Consider the following 18,316-nt stretch of genomic DNA (forward strand, 5'->3'; position numbering starts at 1 on the left):
GCCAGTTTGTCGGCCTGAGGGGTCGCAAATTGAATCGTAGACGGCAAAATGCCCTGGCAGGCAGGGCATTTTGAGGTGTTGCTGAAATGGCCTTCGCGAGCAAGCCCGCTCCCACATTTGACCGAGTACATCCCTTGGAATGCGGTCAAATGTGGGAGCGGGCTTGCTCGCGAACGAGACAGCGCGGTTTCGGATCAGTCCCCGCGCACCATGTCCACATGCGGAATCCCGACTTCAAGAAACTCGTCGCTGACGATCTTGAAACCCAGCCGCTCATAGAACGGCGCCGCATACACCTGGGCACTCAGAAACTGCCGAGTCTGGCCGCGCTTCTCGGCGACGCCGATCACCGTTTCCATCAGCTTGTCGCCGACCTTCAGCCCGCGCCAGTCCTTGAGGACCGACACGCGGCCGATCTCGCCACTGGGCAGCAGCCGAGCGGTGCCAATCGGGAAGTCGCCCTCGAACGCCAGAAAGTGCATCGCACCGGCGTCGTCCGCGTCCCATTCCAGCTCGGGTGGAACCGATTGTTCGGCGATAAACACCGCTTCACGAATGCGCCTGATCTCGGCGATGTCCTTTTGCCAATCCGCGACACTCACGTGAATCTTATTCATCGGCAAATCCCAGGCTTCCTTGCTTGACCAGTTCGCACAGCAGGTCGCGGCCGTCTTCGTCCGCCAGCCATGGGCCTAGGTTGTCGGCGTGCAGGGCGTCGGCGGCGCAGATCAGTTTGAGCAACTCGCGCAGCTTGCCCGGCAGGTAACGGCTCTGGCCGCTGGCGAACAGCAGCACGTCGTCGTCCACTTCCGACCAGGCCATGCGTGCGCTCGGGTTGCGCACCAGGATCGCACCGTCTTGCAGGCTGCTGACGAAATCCTCTTCGGCCACTTCTTCACCGGCGACCATTTCCGGGTAGCGCGGCTCGGTCATGAATTGGCCGAACCAGGTCAGCAGCATGCGCTCGTCGCTCATGTGCTCGGCCAGCAGGCTCTTGAGGCGGTCGAGGGCGTCGCTCTGGATCTGGTGCGGGTCGCTGACCGGCTGGGCGTCGGCGTCGGTGTAGCGTTCTTCGTCGGTCAGGTATTGGGCGAGGAAGTCGGTGAAGTGGGTCAGCACTTCAGCGGCGCTCGGTGCGCGGAACCCGACCGAGTAGGTCATGCAGTCATCTTCAGCGATGCCGAAATGCGCCAGGCGCGGCGGCAGGTAGAGCATGTCGCCCGGTTCCAGCACCCATTCGGCGCTTTCTTCGAAGTCGGCGAGGATGCGCAGGTCGGCGTGCTGCAGCAATGGGCTCTCGGAGCTGCACATCTGGCCGATCTTCCAGTTGCGCTTGCCCTGGGCTTGCAGCAGGAACACATCGTAGTTATCGAAGTGCGGACCGACGCTGCCACCCGGCGCGGCGAAGCTGATCATCACATCGTCGATGCGCCAGCTCGGCAGGAAGCGGAACTGTTCCAGCAGCTCGGCGACTTCCGGCACGAACTGGTCGACCGCCTGCACCAGCAGGGTCCACTCGCGCTCGGGCAAGGTGCTGAAGGTGTCTTCGGCGAACGGGCCGCGACGCAGTTCCCATGGGCGTTCGCCGTGTTCGATCACCAGGCGCGATTCGACTTCTTCTTCCAGCGCCAGGCCAGCCAGTTCGTCGGCGTCGATCGGGCTTTCGAAGTCAGGGATGGCCTGGCGGATCAGCAAGGGTTTCTTCTGCCAGTAATCGCGCAGGAATTCCCGTGCCGTGATGCCGCCCAGAAGTTGAAGAGGGATATCAGGATTCATGTGTAACCTATTGAAAAAAAGCACTTTTAAGACTGGAATAAAAACGCCCGGCGCGGCCGGGCGTCTCAAGGGTCTTGCGTGGATCAGATGCGCTTGGCTTGCTCGACAGCGTTGCCGATGTAGTTGGCCGGGGTCAGCAGCTTCAGCTCGGCCTTGGCCGCGGCTGGCATGTCCAGGCCGTCGATGAAAGTTTGCAGCGCTTGGGAGGTAATGCCCTTGCCGCGCGTCAACTCTTTGAGCTTCTCGTAGGGGTTTTCGATGTTGTAGCGACGCATCACGGTCTGGATCGGCTCGGCCAGGACTTCCCAGCAGGCGTCCAGGTCAGCGGCGATCTTCTGCGCGTTGAGCTCAAGCTTGCTGATGCCCTTGAGGCTGGCTTCGTACGCGATCACGCTGTGGGCAAAGCCCACGCCGAGGTTGCGCAGTACGGTGGAGTCGGTCAGGTCGCGCTGCCAGCGCGAGATCGGCAACTTGCTGGCCAGATGCTGGAACAGCGCGTTGGCGATGCCGAGGTTGCCTTCGGAGTTTTCGAAGTCGATCGGGTTGACCTTGTGCGGCATGGTCGACGAACCGATTTCACCGGCAATGGTGCGCTGCTTGAAATAGCCCAGGGAGATGTAGCCCCAGATATCGCGGTCAAAATCGATCAGGATGGTGTTGAAGCGTGCAATGGCGTCGAACAGTTCGGCAATGTAGTCGTGCGGTTCGATCTGCGTGGTGTACGGGTTGAAGCCCAGGCCCAGTTCGTCTTCGATGAAGGCGCGGGCGTTGGCTTCCCAGTCGATCTCAGGGTAGGCCGACAGGTGCGCGTTGTAGTTGCCGACGGCGCCGTTGATCTTGCCCAGCAGCGGGACAGCCGCGACCTGAGCGACCTGGCGCTCGAGGCGGTACACCACGTTGGCCAGTTCCTTGCCCAAAGTGGTCGGCGACGCCGGCTGACCGTGGGTGCGCGACAACATCGGCACGTCGGCGAAGCGGATGGCCAGTTCGCGAATCGCGTCGGCGGTCTGGCGCATCAGTGGCAGCATCACGTCATCGCGGCCTTCGCGCAGCATCAGGGCGTGGGACAGGTTGTTGATGTCCTCGCTGGTGCAGGCGAAGTGGATGAACTCGCTGACCTGGGCCAGTTCCGGCAGCTTGGCCGCCTGCTCCTTGAGCAGGTATTCGATGGCTTTTACGTCGTGGTTGGTGGTGCGCTCGATCTCTTTCACACGCTCGGCGTGCTCCAGGGAGAAGTTTTCCGCCAGGGTATTCAAGACAGCGTTGGCCTCGGCGGAAAACGCCGGCACTTCGCTGATAGCGGGGTGAGCGGCCAGGCGCTGGAGCCAGCGCACTTCAACCAGCACGCGAGCACGGATCAGGCCGTATTCGCTGAAAATAGGGCGCAGGGCCTGGGTTTTGCCGGCGTAGCGGCCGTCAACAGGGGAAACCGCAGTGAGCGAAGAGAGCTGCATGGGGTGTTCTCGGACAGTCGGGCAACGAAATGGGGCGCGTATCATACATGAAAAAATCCGCCGGTCCGTTGCCAACTGACCGGCGTATTACGCGTAACGGCTTGAAAAAAGCCCGCGGGTGCGACTTATTCGTTGCGCATCAACGGGTAAAGCTCTTTGAGCAATTTGCGCCGGCTGATCACCAGTTGCCAGCGATGCCCGCCCAACTGGCGCCACAACCGCGCCGAACGAATACCCGCCAGCAGCAGCGCGCGGATTTTCGAGGCGTTGTTCGGTTGTTGCAGGTTGCGCATGTCGCCGTGCACCTGAATGCGCTGGCGCAAGGTACTCAAGGTGTCCTGGTAAAGCGCGCCACAGGCGGCGATCACGTTTTCATGAGCCGGGCCGAAGTGCTCCACCTGCGACTGGATCTGCGGCAGTCGCTTGCCGATGGTTTCCAGCATGTCTTCGCGCTTGGCCAGTTGACGCTCCAGGCCGAGCATCGACAGGGCGTAGCGCAACGGTTCGCGCTGCAAAGTGCTGGGGTCGCGCTCCAGGGCGCCGATCAGCGCGCGGTAGCCTTCACGCAGCGCCAGGTCATCGCCACCGTAGACCTCAAGGGTGTCCTTGGGGTCGCGGATCAGCAGGCTGCCGAGCATGCAGGTCAGGCCGGCCTCGGTGACCTGGCCGGTCTTGGCGATTTTGTCCACCAGTACCGCGGCGAGGAAAACCCCGCCGAGTGCGGTCAACTGCTCCTGGGTCGGGCTCATGCCGGGGTGCCCCAGGCCTGCGCGACTTCAATCACGCCGCCGCCCAGGCAAATCTCACCGTCGTAGAACACCACGGACTGGCCAGGGGTGACCGCGCGTTGCGGCTCATCAAAGGTGGCGCGGTAGCCGCTGGCGGTTTTTTCCAGAGTGCAGGCTTGGTCGCCCTGGCGATAACGCACCTTGGCGGTCAGGCGACGTGGCGTACTCAGGTCGATCGGGTTGACCCAGTAGATCTCCGAAGCCAGCAGCGCGCCGGAGAACAGCAGCGGGTGTTCGTTACCCTGGCCGACGACCAGCACGTTGTTTTCCAGGTCCTTGACCAGCACGTACCACGGCTCTTCGCCTGCGTCTTTCAAGCCGCCAATGCCCAGGCCCTGACGCTGGCCGATGGTGTGGTACATCAGGCCGTGGTGGCGGCCGATGACATCGCCTTCGGTCGTCTTGATCTCGCCCGGTTGCGCCGGCAGGTACTGCTTGAGGAAGTCGCTGAAACGCCGCTCGCCGATAAAGCAGATGCCGGTGGAATCCTTCTTCTTGGCGGTGGCCAGGCCGTGTTGCTCGGCGATCCTGCGCACTTCGGGTTTTTCCAGCTCGCCCACCGGAAACAGGGTCTTGGCGATCTGTTCAGCGCCGACGGCGTGCAGGAAGTAGCTTTGGTCCTTGTTCGGGTCCAGCCCCTTGAGCAGTTCGGTGCGGCCATCGATATCGCGACGGCGCACGTAGTGGCCGGTGGCAATCAGGTCGGCACCGAGCATCATGGCGTAGTCGAGGAACGCCTTGAACTTGATCTCGCGGTTGCACAGGATATCCGGGTTCGGCGTGCGGCCGGCCTTGTACTCGGCCAGGAAGTGCTCGAACACATTGTCCCAGTACTCGGCGGCGAAGTTGGCGGTGTGCAGCTTGATACCGATCTTGTCACACACGGCCTGGGCATCCGCCAGGTCGTCCATGGCGGTGCAATATTCCGTTCCATCGTCTTCTTCCCAGTTCTTCATGAACAGGCCTTCCACCTCATAGCCCTGCTCCATGAGCAGAACGGCGGAAACGGAAGAATCCACGCCGCCGGACATGCCGACGATGACGCGCTTCTTTTGTGTGTCAGAAGGGGCTGGATCACGCATAGGGTTTCAACGGGTGTCTTGAAAAAGGACGCGATTCTATCAGGCTCCAGCCTTCAAGGCTAAAGAGAAGGGCGGATCAATTCGAGACTGTGGCTGTGGCCGGCCAGATAATCATCGATACAGCGGATGATCAGCTCGCTGCGCCAGTCGTCGCGCAAGGCCATCAGCTCGTCACGGGTCAGCCAGCGGGCGCGCAGGATGCCTTCGTCGAGTTGATAGTCGGGGTGGTGTTTCAGCGCCTTGGCGATAAAGCAGACGCGTTGATAGGTCACGCCATTGCTTGGGGCGGTGTACAGGTAGATGCCGACGATGCCGGTGGGCTCGACGTCCCAACCGGTTTCCTCAAGCGTTTCGCGCACGGCGGCTTCGGTGAGGGTTTCGTCCGGGTCAAGGTGGCCGGCCGGCTGGTTGAGCACCGCGCGGCCGCCCTTGAGTTCTTCGACCATCAGGAAGCGGCCGTTGTCTTCGACGAGGGTGGCGACAGTGATGTGGGGTTGCCAGGTCATGGGTGCCTCGATTCTGGATGCGACGTGATCTTGGTTAGAAATTGCATTCAATGTGGGAGCTGGCTTGCCTGCGATAGCGGTGGGTCAGTTGCTGAATAGCTTTCTGGTAGACCGCTATCGCAGCTATGGGTATCTACATATCTTTTCTGAGGGCATGTGGGCATCTGTAGTGAGCGGGCTTGTCCCGCGCTGGGTGGCGAAGCCGCCCCAATAAAAACGCCGCCGAGTTCCAGATAAATATAAGTCGCCTGGTTTGGGGCCGCTTCGCAGCCCAGCGCGGGACAAGCCCGCTCACTACAAAGATGTGTAGATACCTGTGCCTATCGCAGGCAAGCCAACTCCCACGTTCGATTGGGTTTCTTCAATTGCATGGGTGGTAGGCACAAACAGAAACCCCGGCACAGGGCCGGGGCTTCTTTGCATCGTTACAACCTTACTTCAACTTGGCAATCGCCGCATTGAGGGTGTTGCTCGGACGCATGGCCTGGCTGGTCAGCTCAGGGTTCGGCGCGTAGTAGCCGCCGATGTCCACTGGCTTGCCCTGTACCGCGTTGAGCTCGGCAACGATGGTCGCCTCGTTATCGGCCAGGGTCTTGGCCAGTTCGCCGAACTGCGCTTGCAGTGCGGTGTCTTCGGTCTGGGCGGCCAGGGCTTGTGCCCAGTACAGCGCCAGGTAGAAGTGGCTGCCGCGGTTGTCGATGTTGCCGACTTTACGCGATGGCGACTTGTTGTTGTCGAGGAACTGGCCGGTGGCCTGGTCCAGGGTCTTGGACAGTACCAGGGCTTTCGGGTTGTTGTACGTCACACCCAAATGCTCAAGGGACGCGGCCAGGGCCAGGAACTCGCCCAGGGAATCCCAGCGCAGGAAGTTCTCTTCCACCAGTTGCTGCACGTGTTTCGGAGCCGAGCCGCCGGCGCCGGTTTCGAACAGGCCACCGCCGTTCATCAGCGGCACGATCGACAGCATCTTGGCGCTGGTGCCCAGTTCCATGATCGGGAACAGGTCGGTCAGGTAGTCGCGCAGCACGTTGCCGGTCACCGAAATGGTGTCCAGGCCCTTGCGGGTGCGCTCCAGGGTGAACTTCATCGCCTCGACCGGCGACATGATGCGGATGTCCAGGCCTTCGGTGTTGTGGTCTTTGAGGTAAGCCTGAACTTTCTCGACCACGACGCCGTCGTGCGCACGCTTGGGGTCCAGCCAGAAGATGGCCGGGGTGCCGCTGGCGCGGGCGCGGTTGACGGCCAGCTTGACCCAGTCCTGGATCGGCGCGTCTTTGGTCTGGCACATGCGGAAGATGTCGCCGGCTTCGACGTTCTGTTCCATCAGCAGGTTGCCCTTGCTGTCGGTGACGCGGACCACGCCGTCAGCCTTGATCTGGAAGGTCTTGTCGTGGGAGCCGTACTCTTCGGCTTTCTTCGCCATCAGGCCGACGTTTGGCACGCTGCCCATGGTGGTCGGGTCGAACGCGCCATTGGCCTTGCAGTCTTCGATGACCGCCTGGTAGATGGTGGCGTAGCAGCGATCCGGGATCACGGCCTTGGTGTCGTGCAACTGGCCGTCGGTGCCCCACATCTTGCCGGAGTCACGGATCATGGCTGGCATCGAGGCGTCGACGATGACGTCGCTCGGCACGTGCAGGTTGGTGATGCCTTTGTCGGAGTTGACCATCGCCAGGGACGGACGAGCGGCGTAGACGGCCTGGATGTCGGCTTCGATCTGCGCTTGCTGATCAGCCGGCAACGCCTTGATGCGGGCGTACAGGTCGCCGATGCCGTTGTTCAGGTTAAAGCCGATCTGCTCGAGCACGGCGGCGTGCTTGGTCAGGGCGTCTTTATAGAACTCGGCAACGATCTGGCCGAACATGATCGGGTCGGAGACCTTCATCATGGTGGCTTTCAAGTGAACCGACAGCAGCACGCCTTGCTTCTTGGCGTCTTCGATCTCGGCGGCGATGAAGCTGCGCAGGGCTTTCTTGCTCAGCACGGCGGTGTCGATGATTTCACCGGCCTGTACCGAGGTCTTTTCCTTCAGGACGGTGGCGGTGCCGTCCTTGGCGATCAGCTCGATTTTGACAGCATCGGCGGCTTCGATCTGCACGGCTTTTTCGCTGCCGTAGAAATCGCCATTGTCCATGTGGGCAATGTGCGACTTGGAGTCGGCAGCCCAGGCGCCCATCTTGTGTGGGTGCTTGCGCGCGTAGTTCTTGACCGACAGCGGTGCGCGACGGTCAGAGTTGCCTTCGCGCAGGACCGGGTTCACGGCGCTGCCCTTGACCTTGTCGTAACGGGCACGGGTTTCTTTTTCCGCGTCGGTGGTTACGGTTTCCGGGTAGTCCGGCAGGGCGTAGCCCTGGGCCTGCAGTTCCTTGATCGCGGCTTGCAGCTGCGGAGTCGAGGCGCTGATGTTAGGCAGCTTGATGATGTTGGCTTCAGGCGTAACGGCCAGGTCGCCCAGTTCGGCGAGGTGGTCCGGGATGGCCTTGGCGCCCAATTGCTCGGGGAAGCTTGCGAGGATGCGCGCGGCGAGGGAGATGTCGCGGGTTTCCACGGCAATATCAGCGGAAGCGGTGAAGGCCTCTACGATAGGCAGCAGTGAATAGGTGGCGAGGGCCGGGGCTTCGTCGGTGAAGGTATAGATGATCTTCGAGCGGGTGGGCATATTCGGATTAACTCTCTTCTTTGCTGAAAGCGTGCGCAGAAACTCGAGATGCGCCGGGTGGAGCGCGTTCGTTCAAAGTCATCCATGAGCGAAATGTCGAGGTTTCTTCGCGGTGATGTTGGGTTGCATCAGTCGAGCGTCAAGCGGGTGGACTATTGTAATAGTCCTGCTTTGCGAGCCGAAGGCGTCTGTTCCAGAGCGGTCGGCGGTCGTGACTCTTTGGTCAGCGGCGGCATTATACATAGGTCGCTATGCTTACGCCGAGCCTTCATACAAAAGGTGTGTCGTCCATTGGTCTAAAGGTCGCAGGTACCGGGTTGCGCCTAAAGTCGCACGATGTGCTCAAGATTGGCGCTTTTCCCTTTGCTTTCAGGCTTGTAGGCGACAAATTATGCTGTTTTCGAGGCAAATGAGCATGGCGTGAGGTTTCAGTCGCCATTTATCTGGAGTAGGCTCGGACGCAGCCAGATGTTCAATCCATAGATGGAGTTCAGCATGGGATACAAGAAGATTCAGGTTCCGGCAGTCGGCGACAAAATCACCGTCAATGCAGACCATTCTCTCAATGTTCCTGACCAACCGATCATCCCTTACATCGAAGGTGACGGTATCGGCGTCGACATCAGCCCGGTGATGATCAAGGTGGTCGACGCTGCTGTTGAAAAAGCCTACGGCGGCAAGCGAAAAATCTCGTGGATGGAGGTTTACGCCGGCGAAAAAGCGACTCAAGTCTACGACCAGGATACCTGGCTACCTCAGGAAACCCTGGATGCGGTCAAGGATTACGTGGTGTCCATCAAGGGCCCGCTGACCACGCCCGTCGGCGGCGGTATCCGCTCGCTGAACGTGGCCCTGCGCCAGCAACTCGACCTTTATGTCTGCCTGCGCCCGGTGCGCTGGTTTGAAGGCGTGCCCAGCCCGGTCAAGAAACCTGGCGATGTGGACATGACCATCTTCCGCGAGAACTCCGAGGACATCTACGCCGGGATCGAGTGGAAGGCCGGCTCGCCCGAGGCGATCAAGGTGATCAAGTTCCTGAAGGAAGAAATGGGCGTCACCAAGATTCGTTTCGACCAGGATTGCGGGATTGGCGTGAAGCCGGTCTCCAAGGAGGGCACCAAGCGCCTGGCGCGCAAGGCCCTGCAATACGTGGTGGATAACGACCGTGAGTCGCTGACCATCGTGCACAAAGGCAACATCATGAAGTTCACCGAAGGGGCCTTCAAGGAATGGGCCTACGAAGTGGCGGCCGAAGAGTTCGGCGCCACGCTGCTCGACGGTGGCCCGTGGATGCAGTTCAAGAATCCCAGGACCGGCAAGAATGTGGTGGTCAAGGACGCCATTGCCGACGCCATGCTCCAGCAGATCCTGCTGCGTCCGGCCGAATATGACGTGATCGCGACCCTCAACCTGAACGGCGACTACCTGTCCGATGCGCTGGCGGCGGAGGTGGGCGGCATCGGTATCGCGCCGGGTGCCAACCTGTCCGACACCGTGGCGATGTTCGAGGCGACCCATGGCACTGCGCCTAAATATGCGGGCAAGGATCAGGTCAATCCGGGTTCGTTGATCCTGTCGGCGGAGATGATGCTGCGTCACATGGGTTGGGTCGAGGCGGCGGATTTGATTATCAAGGGCACCAATGGCGCCATTTCAGCGAAGACCGTGACCTATGACTTCGAGCGTCTGATGGACGGTGCGACGCTGGTGTCGTCGTCGGGCTTTGGGGATGCGTTGATTTCGCATATGTAAAAGGAATGCGCACAAAAAAACCGGTCATCTCATGGGTTGAGCTGACCGGTTTTTTTAGGGCAATCTACGCGCTTGGCGCCGTGTGTTTCTTTTCTTTGAGAGCGGCTGTTGACGCTGTTTCTGCAGGCACGGTAGCCATGGCGGCGGAGATGCTCACGGCATGCAGCCCTTTCGGTCCTTGGATGATATCGAAGTTAACGGCCTGGCCAGCCTTCAACGTCTTGTATCCGTCCATTTGAATCGCAGAATAGTGCGCAAACAGGTCTTCATCCTTACCGTCTTCAATAATGAAACCGAACCCCTTGGCATTGTTGAACCACTTGACCTTACCGATTGGCATACCCATATCCCTCTGCACCAGACTCCATCACTGGAGTATCATCCAGTTTATCCGTCCTAACCCGAATAAATAAGGTTGACTGCGCGGACCTTTTTTACCCACTGTGGGTTCTATTGGTTGTAACACCGTTTCGCCGATAGTCAAGGCGACCGGCCGGTCAGAGTTGAAATTCTGACAGGTCGCCCCCACCACTGTAATTGAACCACTGACGAACCTTTCTTTCCATGCATGCAAACAGCCAGATTCGACTAACATTCAATCAGGATCGACCGGATCAGGAACATGATGACCACGGTTCTGCAGGCATTGCTGTCCAGGAGGCCAAGCCTGCTCTACAGGCGCCGCCGATGTACAAGGTGGTTTTGTTCAATGATGACTACACACCGATGGATTTCGTGGTCGAAGTGCTCGAGGTGTTTTTTAACCTGAACCGCGAGTTGGCGACCAAGGTAATGCTGGCCGTTCACACAGAAGGACGGGCAGTATGTGGAGTGTTTACCCGCGACATCGCCGAGACAAAGGCCATGCAGGTCAACCAGTACGCCAGGGAAAGCCAGCATCCGCTACTCTGTGAAATCGAGAAGGACGGTTAACGCCGACCACTTGGGTATGAGGTGAAGCTATGTTAAACCGCGAGCTCGAAGTCACCCTCAATCTTGCCTTCAAGGAGGCTCGTTCGAAGCGTCATGAATTCATGACCGTCGAGCACCTGCTGCTGGCACTTTTGGATAACGAAGCTGCCGCCACCGTTCTACGCGCGTGCGGCGCCAATCTCGATAAGCTCAAGCATGACCTGCAGGAATTTATCGACTCCACTACGCCACTTATTCCCGTTCACGATGAAGACCGTGAAACCCAGCCGACGCTGGGCTTTCAACGCGTGCTTCAGCGTGCAGTGTTCCACGTGCAGAGCTCCGGCAAGCGCGAAGTCACAGGCGCCAATGTGCTGGTGGCGATCTTCAGCGAGCAGGAAAGCCAGGCAGTGTTCCTGCTTAAGCAGCAGAGCGTTGCCCGTATTGATGTCGTGAACTACATCGCCCACGGTATCTCCAAGGTGCCTGGGCACGGCGATCATTCCGAGGGTGAACAGGAAATGCAGGACGACGAGGGCGGTGAGTCTTCTTCTTCAAGCAACCCACTGGATGCCTATGCCAGCAACCTCAATGAACTGGCGCGCCAGGGGCGGATCGATCCGCTCGTGGGTCGCGAGCTGGAAGTTGAGCGCGTAGCGCAGATCCTCGCGCGTCGTCGCAAGAACAACCCGTTGCTGGTCGGTGAAGCGGGCGTGGGTAAAACCGCGATTGCCGAAGGCCTGGCCAAGCGCATCGTGGATAACCAGGTACCGGACCTGTTGGCCAACAGCGTCGTCTACTCCCTTGACCTGGGCGCCTTGCTTGCCGGGACCAAGTACCGTGGCGATTTCGAGAAGCGCTTCAAGGCGCTGCTCGGCGAGCTGAAAAAACGCCCGCAGGCGATCCTGTTCATCGACGAAATCCACACCATCATTGGTGCCGGCGCGGCATCCGGTGGGGTGATGGACGCGTCCAACCTGCTCAAGCCATTGTTGTCGTCGGGTGATATCCGCTGCATTGGTTCGACCACGTTCCAGGAATTCCGCGGCATCTTCGAGAAAGACCGTGCCTTGGCGCGTCGTTTCCAGAAGGTCGACGTGTCCGAGCCTTCGGTCGAAGACACCATCGGCATCCTGCGCGGGCTCAAAGGGCGTTTCGAGGCGCACCATGGCATCGAATACACCGATGAAGCCCTGCGTGCGGCGGCTGAGCTGGCGTCGCGCTATATCAATGACCGGCACATGCCGGACAAGGCGATCGACGTGATCGACGAGGCGGGTGCCTACCAGCGCCTGCAGCCGGTCGAGAAGCGTGTGAAGCGCATCGATGTTCCTCAGGTCGAGGACATTGTGGCGAAAATCGCGCGTATTCCGCCTAAACACGTCAACAGTTCCGATAAGGAGCTGCTGCGTAACCTTGAGCGCGACCTCAAACTGACCGTGTTCGGCCAGGATGCGGCCATCGATGCGCTGTCCACTGCGATCAAGCTGTCGCGCGCGGGCCTCAAGTCGCCGGACAAGCCGGTGGGTTCGTTCCTGTTCGCCGGCCCGACCGGCGTCGGCAAGACCGAAGCGGCTCGGCAGTTGGCCAAGGCGATGGGCATTGAGCTGGTCCGTTTCGACATGTCCGAATACATGGAGCGCCACACGGTGTCGCGCCTGATCGGTGCGCCTCCGGGCTATGTCGGTTTCGACCAGGGCGGCCTGTTGACCGAAGCGATCACCAAGCAGCCGCATTGCGTGTTGCTGCTCGATGAAATCGAGAAGGCTCACCCCGAAGTCTTCAACCTGCTGCTGCAGGTGATGGACCACGGTACCCTGACCGACAACAACGGGCGCAAGGCGGACTTCCGCAACGTGATCGTGATCATGACCACCAACGCCGGTGCCGAAACCGCTGCGCGGGCTTCGATCGGCTTCAGCCATCAGGATCACTCTTCGGATGCGATGGAAGTGATCAAGAAGAGCTTTACGCCGGAGTTCCGCAACCGTCTGGACACCATTATCCAGTTTGGTCGCCTCAGCCATGAGGTCATCAAAAGCGTGGTGGACAAGTTCCTCACCGAGCTTCAGGCGCAATTGGAAGACAAGCGCGTGCAGTTGGAAGTGTCGGAAGCGGCGCGCAGCTGGATTGCCGAGGGCGGCTACGATGCGGCAATGGGCGCACGCCCGATGGCGCGTCTGATCCAGGACAAGATCAAGCGGCCGCTGGCCGAAGAGATCCTGTTCGGCGAGCTGTCCGACCATGGTGGCGTGGTGCACATCGACCTGAAGGACGGCGAGCTGACCTTCGACTTCGAAACCACGGCTGAAATGGCCTGATCGATTGCTGCAATAACACAAAGGCGCCGAAAGGCGCCTTTTTGCTGTCTTAAAATCCAATCGCCAAGACAATGAAGATCAAATGTGGGAGCTGGCTTGCCTGCGATAGCCATAGGTATCTACACATTTTTTGTAGTGAGCGGGCTTGCCCCGCGCCGGGCTGCGAAGCGGCCCCAAACCAGGCGAATGGTATTTACCTGAAACTACGCGGTGTATTTATTGGGGCTGCTTCGCAGCCCAGCGCGGGCGGTGCGACGATTCGACAAGCCCGCTCACTACAGATTTTTCCTGCGTCCTGGCTCCAGCAGAGTTATATGGAGACTGTTGAATAGCACACACACAAAAACGCCCGGCATAACCGGGCGTTTTGTATTGACTTGCTTAGCGAGCGCGGTAAGTGATGCGCCCTTTGCTCAAGTCATAGGGCGTCAGCTCGACGCGCACTTTGTCGCCGGTAAGAATACGAATGTAGTTCTTGCGCATCTTGCCGGAGATATGCGCGGTTACGACGTGCCCATTTTCCAACTCCACACGAAACATGGTGTTGGGCAGGGTGTCGACGACAGTGCCTTCCATTTCGAAGCTGTCTTCTTTCGACATGCAGTAAAGCCCTCGGTATCCAGTGAATGGCCCGGTGCAACTGCGCCAGGCAAAAGCGGCGTGCATTGTGCCCGAAAAAGGGTGTTCAAGCCAAGGGGTTCTAGTTAAGCGTGACCCATCTTTGATTAATCAGCAGTTCTATAGGCCGATATTGGGTCTTGTAATTCATTTTTTTGCAGTTTTTGATCCAGTAACCCAGGTACACCGCCTCCAGTTCCAGGCGCAAGGCCTCGCCAATTTGCCAGAGGATGGCGAAGCGTCCCAGGCTGCGGCGTTCTTCGGTGGGCTCGTAGAAGGTGTAGACCGCCGACAGCCCGTTAGGCAGCAGATCGGTCACGGCGACGGCCACCAGTCGGCCCGCTGCGCGAAACTCGTAGAAGCGCGAGAACGGCAGGTCGCGCACCAGGAACGTGGAAAACTGGTCGCGGCTGGGCGGGAACATATCGCCGTCGGCGTGGCGTTGCTCGATGTAGCGCTGATAAAGGTCGAAACACTCTTCGGTGAAGCGCGGCTTGGTCGACGTCACCGTCAGGTCGGCGTTGCGCTTGAGAATGCGTTTCTGGTTGCGGTCCGGCAGAAACTGCGCCACGGGAATGCGTGCCGGGACGCAGGCATTACAGTTTTGGCAGTGAGGCCGGTACAGATGATCGCCGCTGCGCCGAAAGCCCATTTCCGACAGATCGGCGTACACATGCACGTCCATAGGCTGGCTGGGGTCGAGGAACAGCGTGGTGGCCTGCTCGTCCGGCAGATAGCTGCAAGAGTGGGGTTGAGTGGCATAAAACTTCAAGCGCGCCAACTCGGTCATGATCAACCCTCGGGATAAGCTTTGAAATAAGTGTAAGCCAGGAGCGCGAAAGTCGCCTAGGAAACCCACGGTCCGGCGTTGGGCAAGTCCAGGTGGTCGCGCAGCAGGCCGGCGAAGTCACTGCGGGAGATGGCGCGGGCACCCAGGCTGTGCAGGTGGTCGTTGGGCATCTGGCAGTCGATCAGTACGAAGCCCCAGGCCTGTAATTGACGGGTCAGCGTGGCAAAGCCGAATTTAGAAGCGTTGTCGGCGCGGCTGAACATGGATTCGCCGAAAAACAATTGGCCCATCGCCAGGCCGTACAGGCCGCCCACCAACTCGCCGTCGTCCCAGACCTCTACCGAATGGGCGTAGCCGCGCTGATGCAGGGCCAGGTAGGCGCTCTGGATGCCCTCGGTGATCCAGGTGCCGTCGGCATAGGTGCGGGGCGCGGCGCAGGCCTGGATGACGGCGGCGAAGTCCTGGTCGAAGGTCACCTGGTAGCGCTGCTGGCGCAATAATTTGCCAAGGCTGCGGGAAACATGCAGTTCGTCGGGGAATATGACGGTGCGCGGGTCGGGCGACCACCAGAGTATCGGCTGACCCTCCGAGAACCAAGGGAAGCAGCCATGGCGGTAGGCTTGCACCAGCCGCTCGGCCGACAAGTCGCCACCGGCGGCAAGCAGGCCATTGGGTTCGCGCAGGGCCTTGGCCAGCGGGGGGAACGTCAGGGAGTCGCGTTGTAACCAGGTCAGCATGGTATCCAGGCTTACGGAAGGGGAGGGGAGTGGCAGGTATGACACCTACCTGCGCAGTGCTGATTATTGTCGACATGGCGCCATCGGGCCAGCCTGAATCCGCCATTGGCGTGTATTAGCGTGAGCGGGTGTGTCTGCAACTCCGTGCCGGGGACGTGGTCGTAATCGGGTCTGTTCCATGCAGGCCATTTGCCAAGCTGGAGCGGATTGATAAAAACAGCTCATAAGCCTTTGTCAGCAAAGACAATGCATGCTCAAATTGAACCTGTCGTGTGCGCAGATTCGCTGGGCTGCCGGGTGAAGGGCAAGGGGCGTGGCATCGCCGGCACAAACCCGTACAATGCGGGCATTGTGGCGCTTTCGTCATTTCAACCAGCCGTCGCCCAATGTTAAAAAGTAGATGCAACGACGCTCCTTCATTTTTCAGCTGCTCGGATTGGGCAGTATTTACAGTCATTCAACAGATGGACGCGCTAAAGGCGCAGGAAAAGACCCGTTTTGAAGAAATCCGCCGCAGTACCTAAAGCAGCCGTGGTGCCAGCCTGGCGCCAGCACCTGCATTATCGCCTCAAGGAAGGCGCGCTGATCGCCATTGGCGCTCTGTGCCTGTTCCTGATGATGGCCTTGCTCACCTATGGCAAGGACGATCCTGGCTGGAGCCACAACAGCAAGATCGATGATGTGCAGAACTTCGGCGGGCCGGTGGGCTCCTACAGCGCCGATATCCTGTTCATGGTGCTGGGTTATTTCGCCTACATCTTCCCGTTGCTGCTGGCCATCAAGACCTGGCAGATCTTCCGCCAGCGTCACGAGCCGTGGCAGTGGAGTGGCTGGCTGTTCTCCTGGCGCCTGATTGGCCTGGTGTTCCTGGTATTGTCCGGCGCGGCCCTGGCGCATATCCATTTCCATGCACCCACCGGCTTGCCGGCGGGTGCGGGCGGTGCGCTAGGTGAAAGCCTCGGCGACCTGGCGCGCAGGACCCTGAATATCCAGGGCAGCACCTTGATGTTCATCGCGCTGTTCCTGTTCGGCCTCACCGTGTTCACCGACCTGTCGTGGTTCAAGGTGATGGATGTGACCGGCAAGATCACCCTCGACCTGCTGGAGCTGTTTCAGGGCGCCGCCAACCGCTGGTGGGCCGCTCGTGTCGAGCGCAAGCGCATGGTCGCCCAGTTGCGCGAGGTGGACACACGTGTCAACGAAGTGGTCGCCCCGACCACCCCGGACCGGCGCGAGCAGGCCAAGGTCAAGGAACGTCTGATCGAACGCGAGCAGGCGCTGAGCAAGCACATGTCGGACCGCGAGAAGCAAGTGCCACCGGTGATCGCCCCGGCACCTCCAAAAGCGCCCGAGCCGAGCCATCGCGTGCAGAAAGAGAAACAGGCGCCGTTGTTCATCGACAGCGCCGTCGAAGGCACCTTGCCGCCGATCTCGATCCTCGACCCGGCCGAAAAGAAACAACTCAACTATTCCCCGGAGTCCCTGGCGGCCGTCGGCCACCTGTTGGAAATCAAGCTCAAGGAATTCGGCGTTGAAGTGTCGGTGGACTCGATCCACCCCGGCCCGGTGATTACCCGCTACGAGATCCAGCCGGCCGCGGGCGTCAAGGTCAGCCGTATTTCCAACCTGGCCAAGGACTTGGCCCGTTCCCTGGCCGTGACCAGCGTGCGCGTGGTGGAAGTGATCCCCGGCAAGACCACCGTGGGCATCGAGATTCCCAACGAAGACCGGCAGATCGTGCGTTTCTCCGAAGTGCTGTCCACGCCGGAATACGACAACTTCAAATCGCCGGTCACCCTGGCCCTGGGCCACGACATCGGCGGCAAGCCGGTGATCACCGACCTGGCGAAAATGCCGCACTTGCTGGTGGCCGGTACCACCGGTTCCGGTAAGTCGGTGGGCGTGAACGCGATGATCCTGTCGATCCTGTTCAAGTCCGGCCCCGAAGACGCCAAGTTGATCATGATCGACCCGAAGATGCTGGAATTGTCGATCTACGAAGGCATCCCGCACTTGCTGTGCCCGGTGGTCACTGACATGAAGGACGCCGCCAACGCCCTGCGCTGGAGCGTTGCCGAGATGGAACGCCGCTACAAGCTGATGGCCAAGATGGGCGTGCGTAACCTGTCGGGCTTCAATGCCAAGGTCAAGGAAGCCCAGGACGCCGGTACGCCGCTGACCGACCCGCTGTACAAGCGCGAAAGCATCCACGACGAAGCGCCCTTGCTGACCAAGCTGCCGACCATCGTGGTGGTGGTCGACGAGTTTGCCGACATGATGATGATCGTCGGCAAGAAGGTCGAAGAGCTCATCGCGCGTATCGCCCAGAAAGCCCGTGCCGCCGGTATCCACCTGATCCTCGCGACCCAGCGTCCGTCGGTGGACGTGATCACCGGCCTGATCAAGGCGAACATCCCGACGCGCATGGCGTTCCAGGTGTCGAGCAAGATCGACTCGCGGACCATCATCGACCAGGGCGGCGCCGAACAACTGCTCGGCCACGGTGACATGCTCTACATGCCGCCGGGCACCAGCCTGCCAATTCGTGTCCACGGCGCGTTTGTTTCCGACGATGAAGTACACCGCGTCGTGGAAGCCTGGAAGCTGCGCGGCGCTCCGGAATACAACGACGACATCCTCGCCGGTGTTGAAGAGGCCGGCAGCGGCTTCGACGGCGGCAGCGGCGGTGGCGACGATGATGCCGAAACCGACGCGCTGTACGACGAAGCCGTGGCCTTTGTACTGGAAAGCCGCCGCGCGTCGATTTCCGCGGTGCAACGCAAGCTTAAGATCGGCTACAACCGCGCCGCCCGCATGATCGAATCCATGGAAAACGCCGGCGTCGTGACTGCCATGAACACCAATGGCTCGCGTGAAGTCATCGCCCCCGGGCAGATGCGCGACTGATCCCGCGTCGCGTG

The 18,316-nt window shown here is 60.2% G+C and carries 15 protein-coding genes; 4 read left to right on the forward strand and 11 right to left on the reverse strand.

Annotation, left to right across the window (positions count from 1 at the left end; translation table 11 throughout):
- Positions 1-194: 194 nt before the first annotated feature.
- From H0Z09_RS09070 to H0Z09_RS09100, 7 genes are all read right to left on the reverse strand, one after another.
- Positions 195-617: a GNAT family N-acetyltransferase gene (locus tag H0Z09_RS09070; RefSeq protein WP_186689810.1), complete on the reverse strand. Its 423-nt coding sequence runs from the start codon at positions 615-617 to the stop codon at positions 195-197.
- Positions 610-1,776, reverse strand: a complete 1,167-nt coding sequence (locus H0Z09_RS09075) for a cupin domain-containing protein (protein WP_186689812.1) — start codon at positions 1,774-1,776, stop codon at positions 610-612. Before H0Z09_RS09075 ends, H0Z09_RS09070 begins: the two co-directional genes overlap by 8 nt.
- 83 nt (positions 1,777-1,859) lie before the next feature.
- Positions 1,860-3,230: an adenylosuccinate lyase gene (gene purB, locus H0Z09_RS09080; RefSeq protein ID WP_186689814.1), complete on the reverse strand. Its 1,371-nt coding sequence runs from the start codon at positions 3,228-3,230 to the stop codon at positions 1,860-1,862.
- Between the two features lie 125 nt (positions 3,231-3,355).
- Entirely contained in the window at positions 3,356-3,979 is a 624-nt protein-coding gene (hflD, locus tag H0Z09_RS09085; protein ID WP_016969254.1) for a high frequency lysogenization protein HflD, read from the reverse strand.
- A complete protein-coding gene (gene mnmA, locus H0Z09_RS09090) occupies positions 3,976-5,100 on the reverse strand; it encodes a tRNA 2-thiouridine(34) synthase MnmA (protein ID WP_076950797.1) in 1,125 nt (374 codons plus the stop codon). Before mnmA ends, hflD begins: the two co-directional genes overlap by 4 nt.
- Before the next feature lie 59 nt (positions 5,101-5,159).
- A complete protein-coding gene (locus H0Z09_RS09095) occupies positions 5,160-5,606 on the reverse strand; it encodes an NUDIX hydrolase (protein ID WP_186689816.1) in 447 nt (148 codons plus the stop codon).
- Positions 5,607-6,039: 433 nt separating this feature from the next.
- A complete protein-coding gene (locus H0Z09_RS09100) occupies positions 6,040-8,265 on the reverse strand; it encodes an NADP-dependent isocitrate dehydrogenase (RefSeq protein WP_186689818.1) in 2,226 nt (741 codons plus the stop codon).
- Between the two features lie 495 nt (positions 8,266-8,760).
- On the opposite strand from H0Z09_RS09100, the gene icd reads away from it, so the two are divergent.
- Positions 8,761-10,017, forward strand: coding sequence for an NADP-dependent isocitrate dehydrogenase (icd, locus tag H0Z09_RS09105; RefSeq protein ID WP_169375558.1), 1,257 nt, complete (start codon positions 8,761-8,763; stop codon positions 10,015-10,017).
- 64 nt (positions 10,018-10,081) lie between these two features.
- On the opposite strand, the gene cspD is transcribed toward icd, so the two are convergent.
- Positions 10,082-10,357, reverse strand: a complete 276-nt coding sequence (gene cspD, locus H0Z09_RS09110; protein ID WP_186689820.1) for a cold shock domain-containing protein CspD — start codon at positions 10,355-10,357, stop codon at positions 10,082-10,084.
- A 224-nt stretch (positions 10,358-10,581) separates the two neighbouring features.
- Between cspD and clpS the strand changes: the two genes are divergently transcribed.
- Together clpS and clpA are read left to right on the forward strand one after the other, a co-directional pair.
- Complete coding sequence (gene clpS, locus H0Z09_RS09115) at positions 10,582-10,950, forward strand: ATP-dependent Clp protease adapter ClpS (protein ID WP_076950793.1); 369 nt, start codon at positions 10,582-10,584, stop codon at positions 10,948-10,950.
- Positions 10,951-10,979: 29 nt separating this feature from the next.
- Positions 10,980-13,250 (forward strand): ATP-dependent Clp protease ATP-binding subunit ClpA, encoded by a 2,271-nt coding sequence (clpA, locus tag H0Z09_RS09120; RefSeq protein ID WP_186689822.1) that lies wholly within the window; start codon positions 10,980-10,982, stop codon positions 13,248-13,250.
- Between the two features lie 381 nt (positions 13,251-13,631).
- Here clpA and infA read toward each other — a convergent pair whose 3' ends face one another.
- The 3 genes from infA to aat all read right to left on the reverse strand — a co-directional run bounded on the left by infA (position 13,632) and on the right by aat (position 15,395).
- Positions 13,632-13,850: a translation initiation factor IF-1 gene (gene infA / locus H0Z09_RS09125; RefSeq protein WP_002553999.1), complete on the reverse strand. Its 219-nt coding sequence runs from the start codon at positions 13,848-13,850 to the stop codon at positions 13,632-13,634.
- 100 nt (positions 13,851-13,950) lie between these two features.
- Entirely contained in the window at positions 13,951-14,658 is a 708-nt protein-coding gene (locus H0Z09_RS09130; protein WP_186689824.1) for an arginyltransferase, read from the reverse strand.
- A gap of 56 nt (positions 14,659-14,714) precedes the next feature.
- The gene (gene aat, locus H0Z09_RS09135; RefSeq protein ID WP_186689826.1) at positions 14,715-15,395 is read right to left on the reverse strand and encodes a leucyl/phenylalanyl-tRNA--protein transferase; all 681 of its coding nucleotides are present in this window, start codon (positions 15,393-15,395) and stop codon (positions 14,715-14,717) included.
- 498 nt (positions 15,396-15,893) lie between these two features.
- Here aat and H0Z09_RS09140 point away from each other — a divergent pair, with 498 nt between their 5' ends.
- The gene (locus tag H0Z09_RS09140; RefSeq protein ID WP_186689836.1) at positions 15,894-18,302 is read left to right on the forward strand and encodes a DNA translocase FtsK; all 2,409 of its coding nucleotides are present in this window, start codon (positions 15,894-15,896) and stop codon (positions 18,300-18,302) included.
- Positions 18,303-18,316: the final 14 nt, after the last annotated feature.

It is taken from the genome of Pseudomonas sp. SWRI18 (assembly GCF_014268345.1).
Classification (GTDB): Bacteria; Pseudomonadota; Gammaproteobacteria; order Pseudomonadales; family Pseudomonadaceae; genus Aquipseudomonas; species Aquipseudomonas cedrina.

Bases quoted from the DNA above. Each gene is read 5' to 3' on its own strand.
- clpA (WP_186689822.1), top strand. From the start codon at position 10,980: ATGTTAAACCGCGAGCTCGAAGTCACCCTCAATCTTGCCTTCAAGGAG.
- purB (WP_186689814.1), bottom strand. From the start codon at position 3,230: ATGCAGCTCTCTTCGCTCACTGCGGTTTCCCCTGTTGACGGCCGCTAC.
- hflD (WP_016969254.1), bottom strand. From the start codon at position 3,979: ATGAGCCCGACCCAGGAGCAGTTGACCGCACTCGGCGGGGTTTTCCTC.
- clpS (WP_076950793.1), top strand. From the start codon at position 10,582: ATGCATGCAAACAGCCAGATTCGACTAACATTCAATCAGGATCGACCG.
- H0Z09_RS09100 (WP_186689818.1), bottom strand. From the start codon at position 8,265: ATGCCCACCCGCTCGAAGATCATCTATACCTTCACCGACGAAGCCCCG.
- cspD (WP_186689820.1), bottom strand. From the start codon at position 10,357: ATGCCAATCGGTAAGGTCAAGTGGTTCAACAATGCCAAGGGGTTCGGT.
- H0Z09_RS09070 (WP_186689810.1), bottom strand. From the start codon at position 617: ATGAATAAGATTCACGTGAGTGTCGCGGATTGGCAAAAGGACATCGCC.
- aat (WP_186689826.1), bottom strand. From the start codon at position 15,395: ATGCTGACCTGGTTACAACGCGACTCCCTGACGTTCCCCCCGCTGGCC.
- H0Z09_RS09130 (WP_186689824.1), bottom strand. From the start codon at position 14,658: ATGACCGAGTTGGCGCGCTTGAAGTTTTATGCCACTCAACCCCACTCT.
- mnmA (WP_076950797.1), bottom strand. From the start codon at position 5,100: ATGCGTGATCCAGCCCCTTCTGACACACAAAAGAAGCGCGTCATCGTC.
- icd (WP_169375558.1), top strand. From the start codon at position 8,761: ATGGGATACAAGAAGATTCAGGTTCCGGCAGTCGGCGACAAAATCACC.
- H0Z09_RS09095 (WP_186689816.1), bottom strand. From the start codon at position 5,606: ATGACCTGGCAACCCCACATCACTGTCGCCACCCTCGTCGAAGACAAC.
- infA (WP_002553999.1), bottom strand. From the start codon at position 13,850: ATGTCGAAAGAAGACAGCTTCGAAATGGAAGGCACTGTCGTCGACACC.
- H0Z09_RS09075 (WP_186689812.1), bottom strand. From the start codon at position 1,776: ATGAATCCTGATATCCCTCTTCAACTTCTGGGCGGCATCACGGCACGG.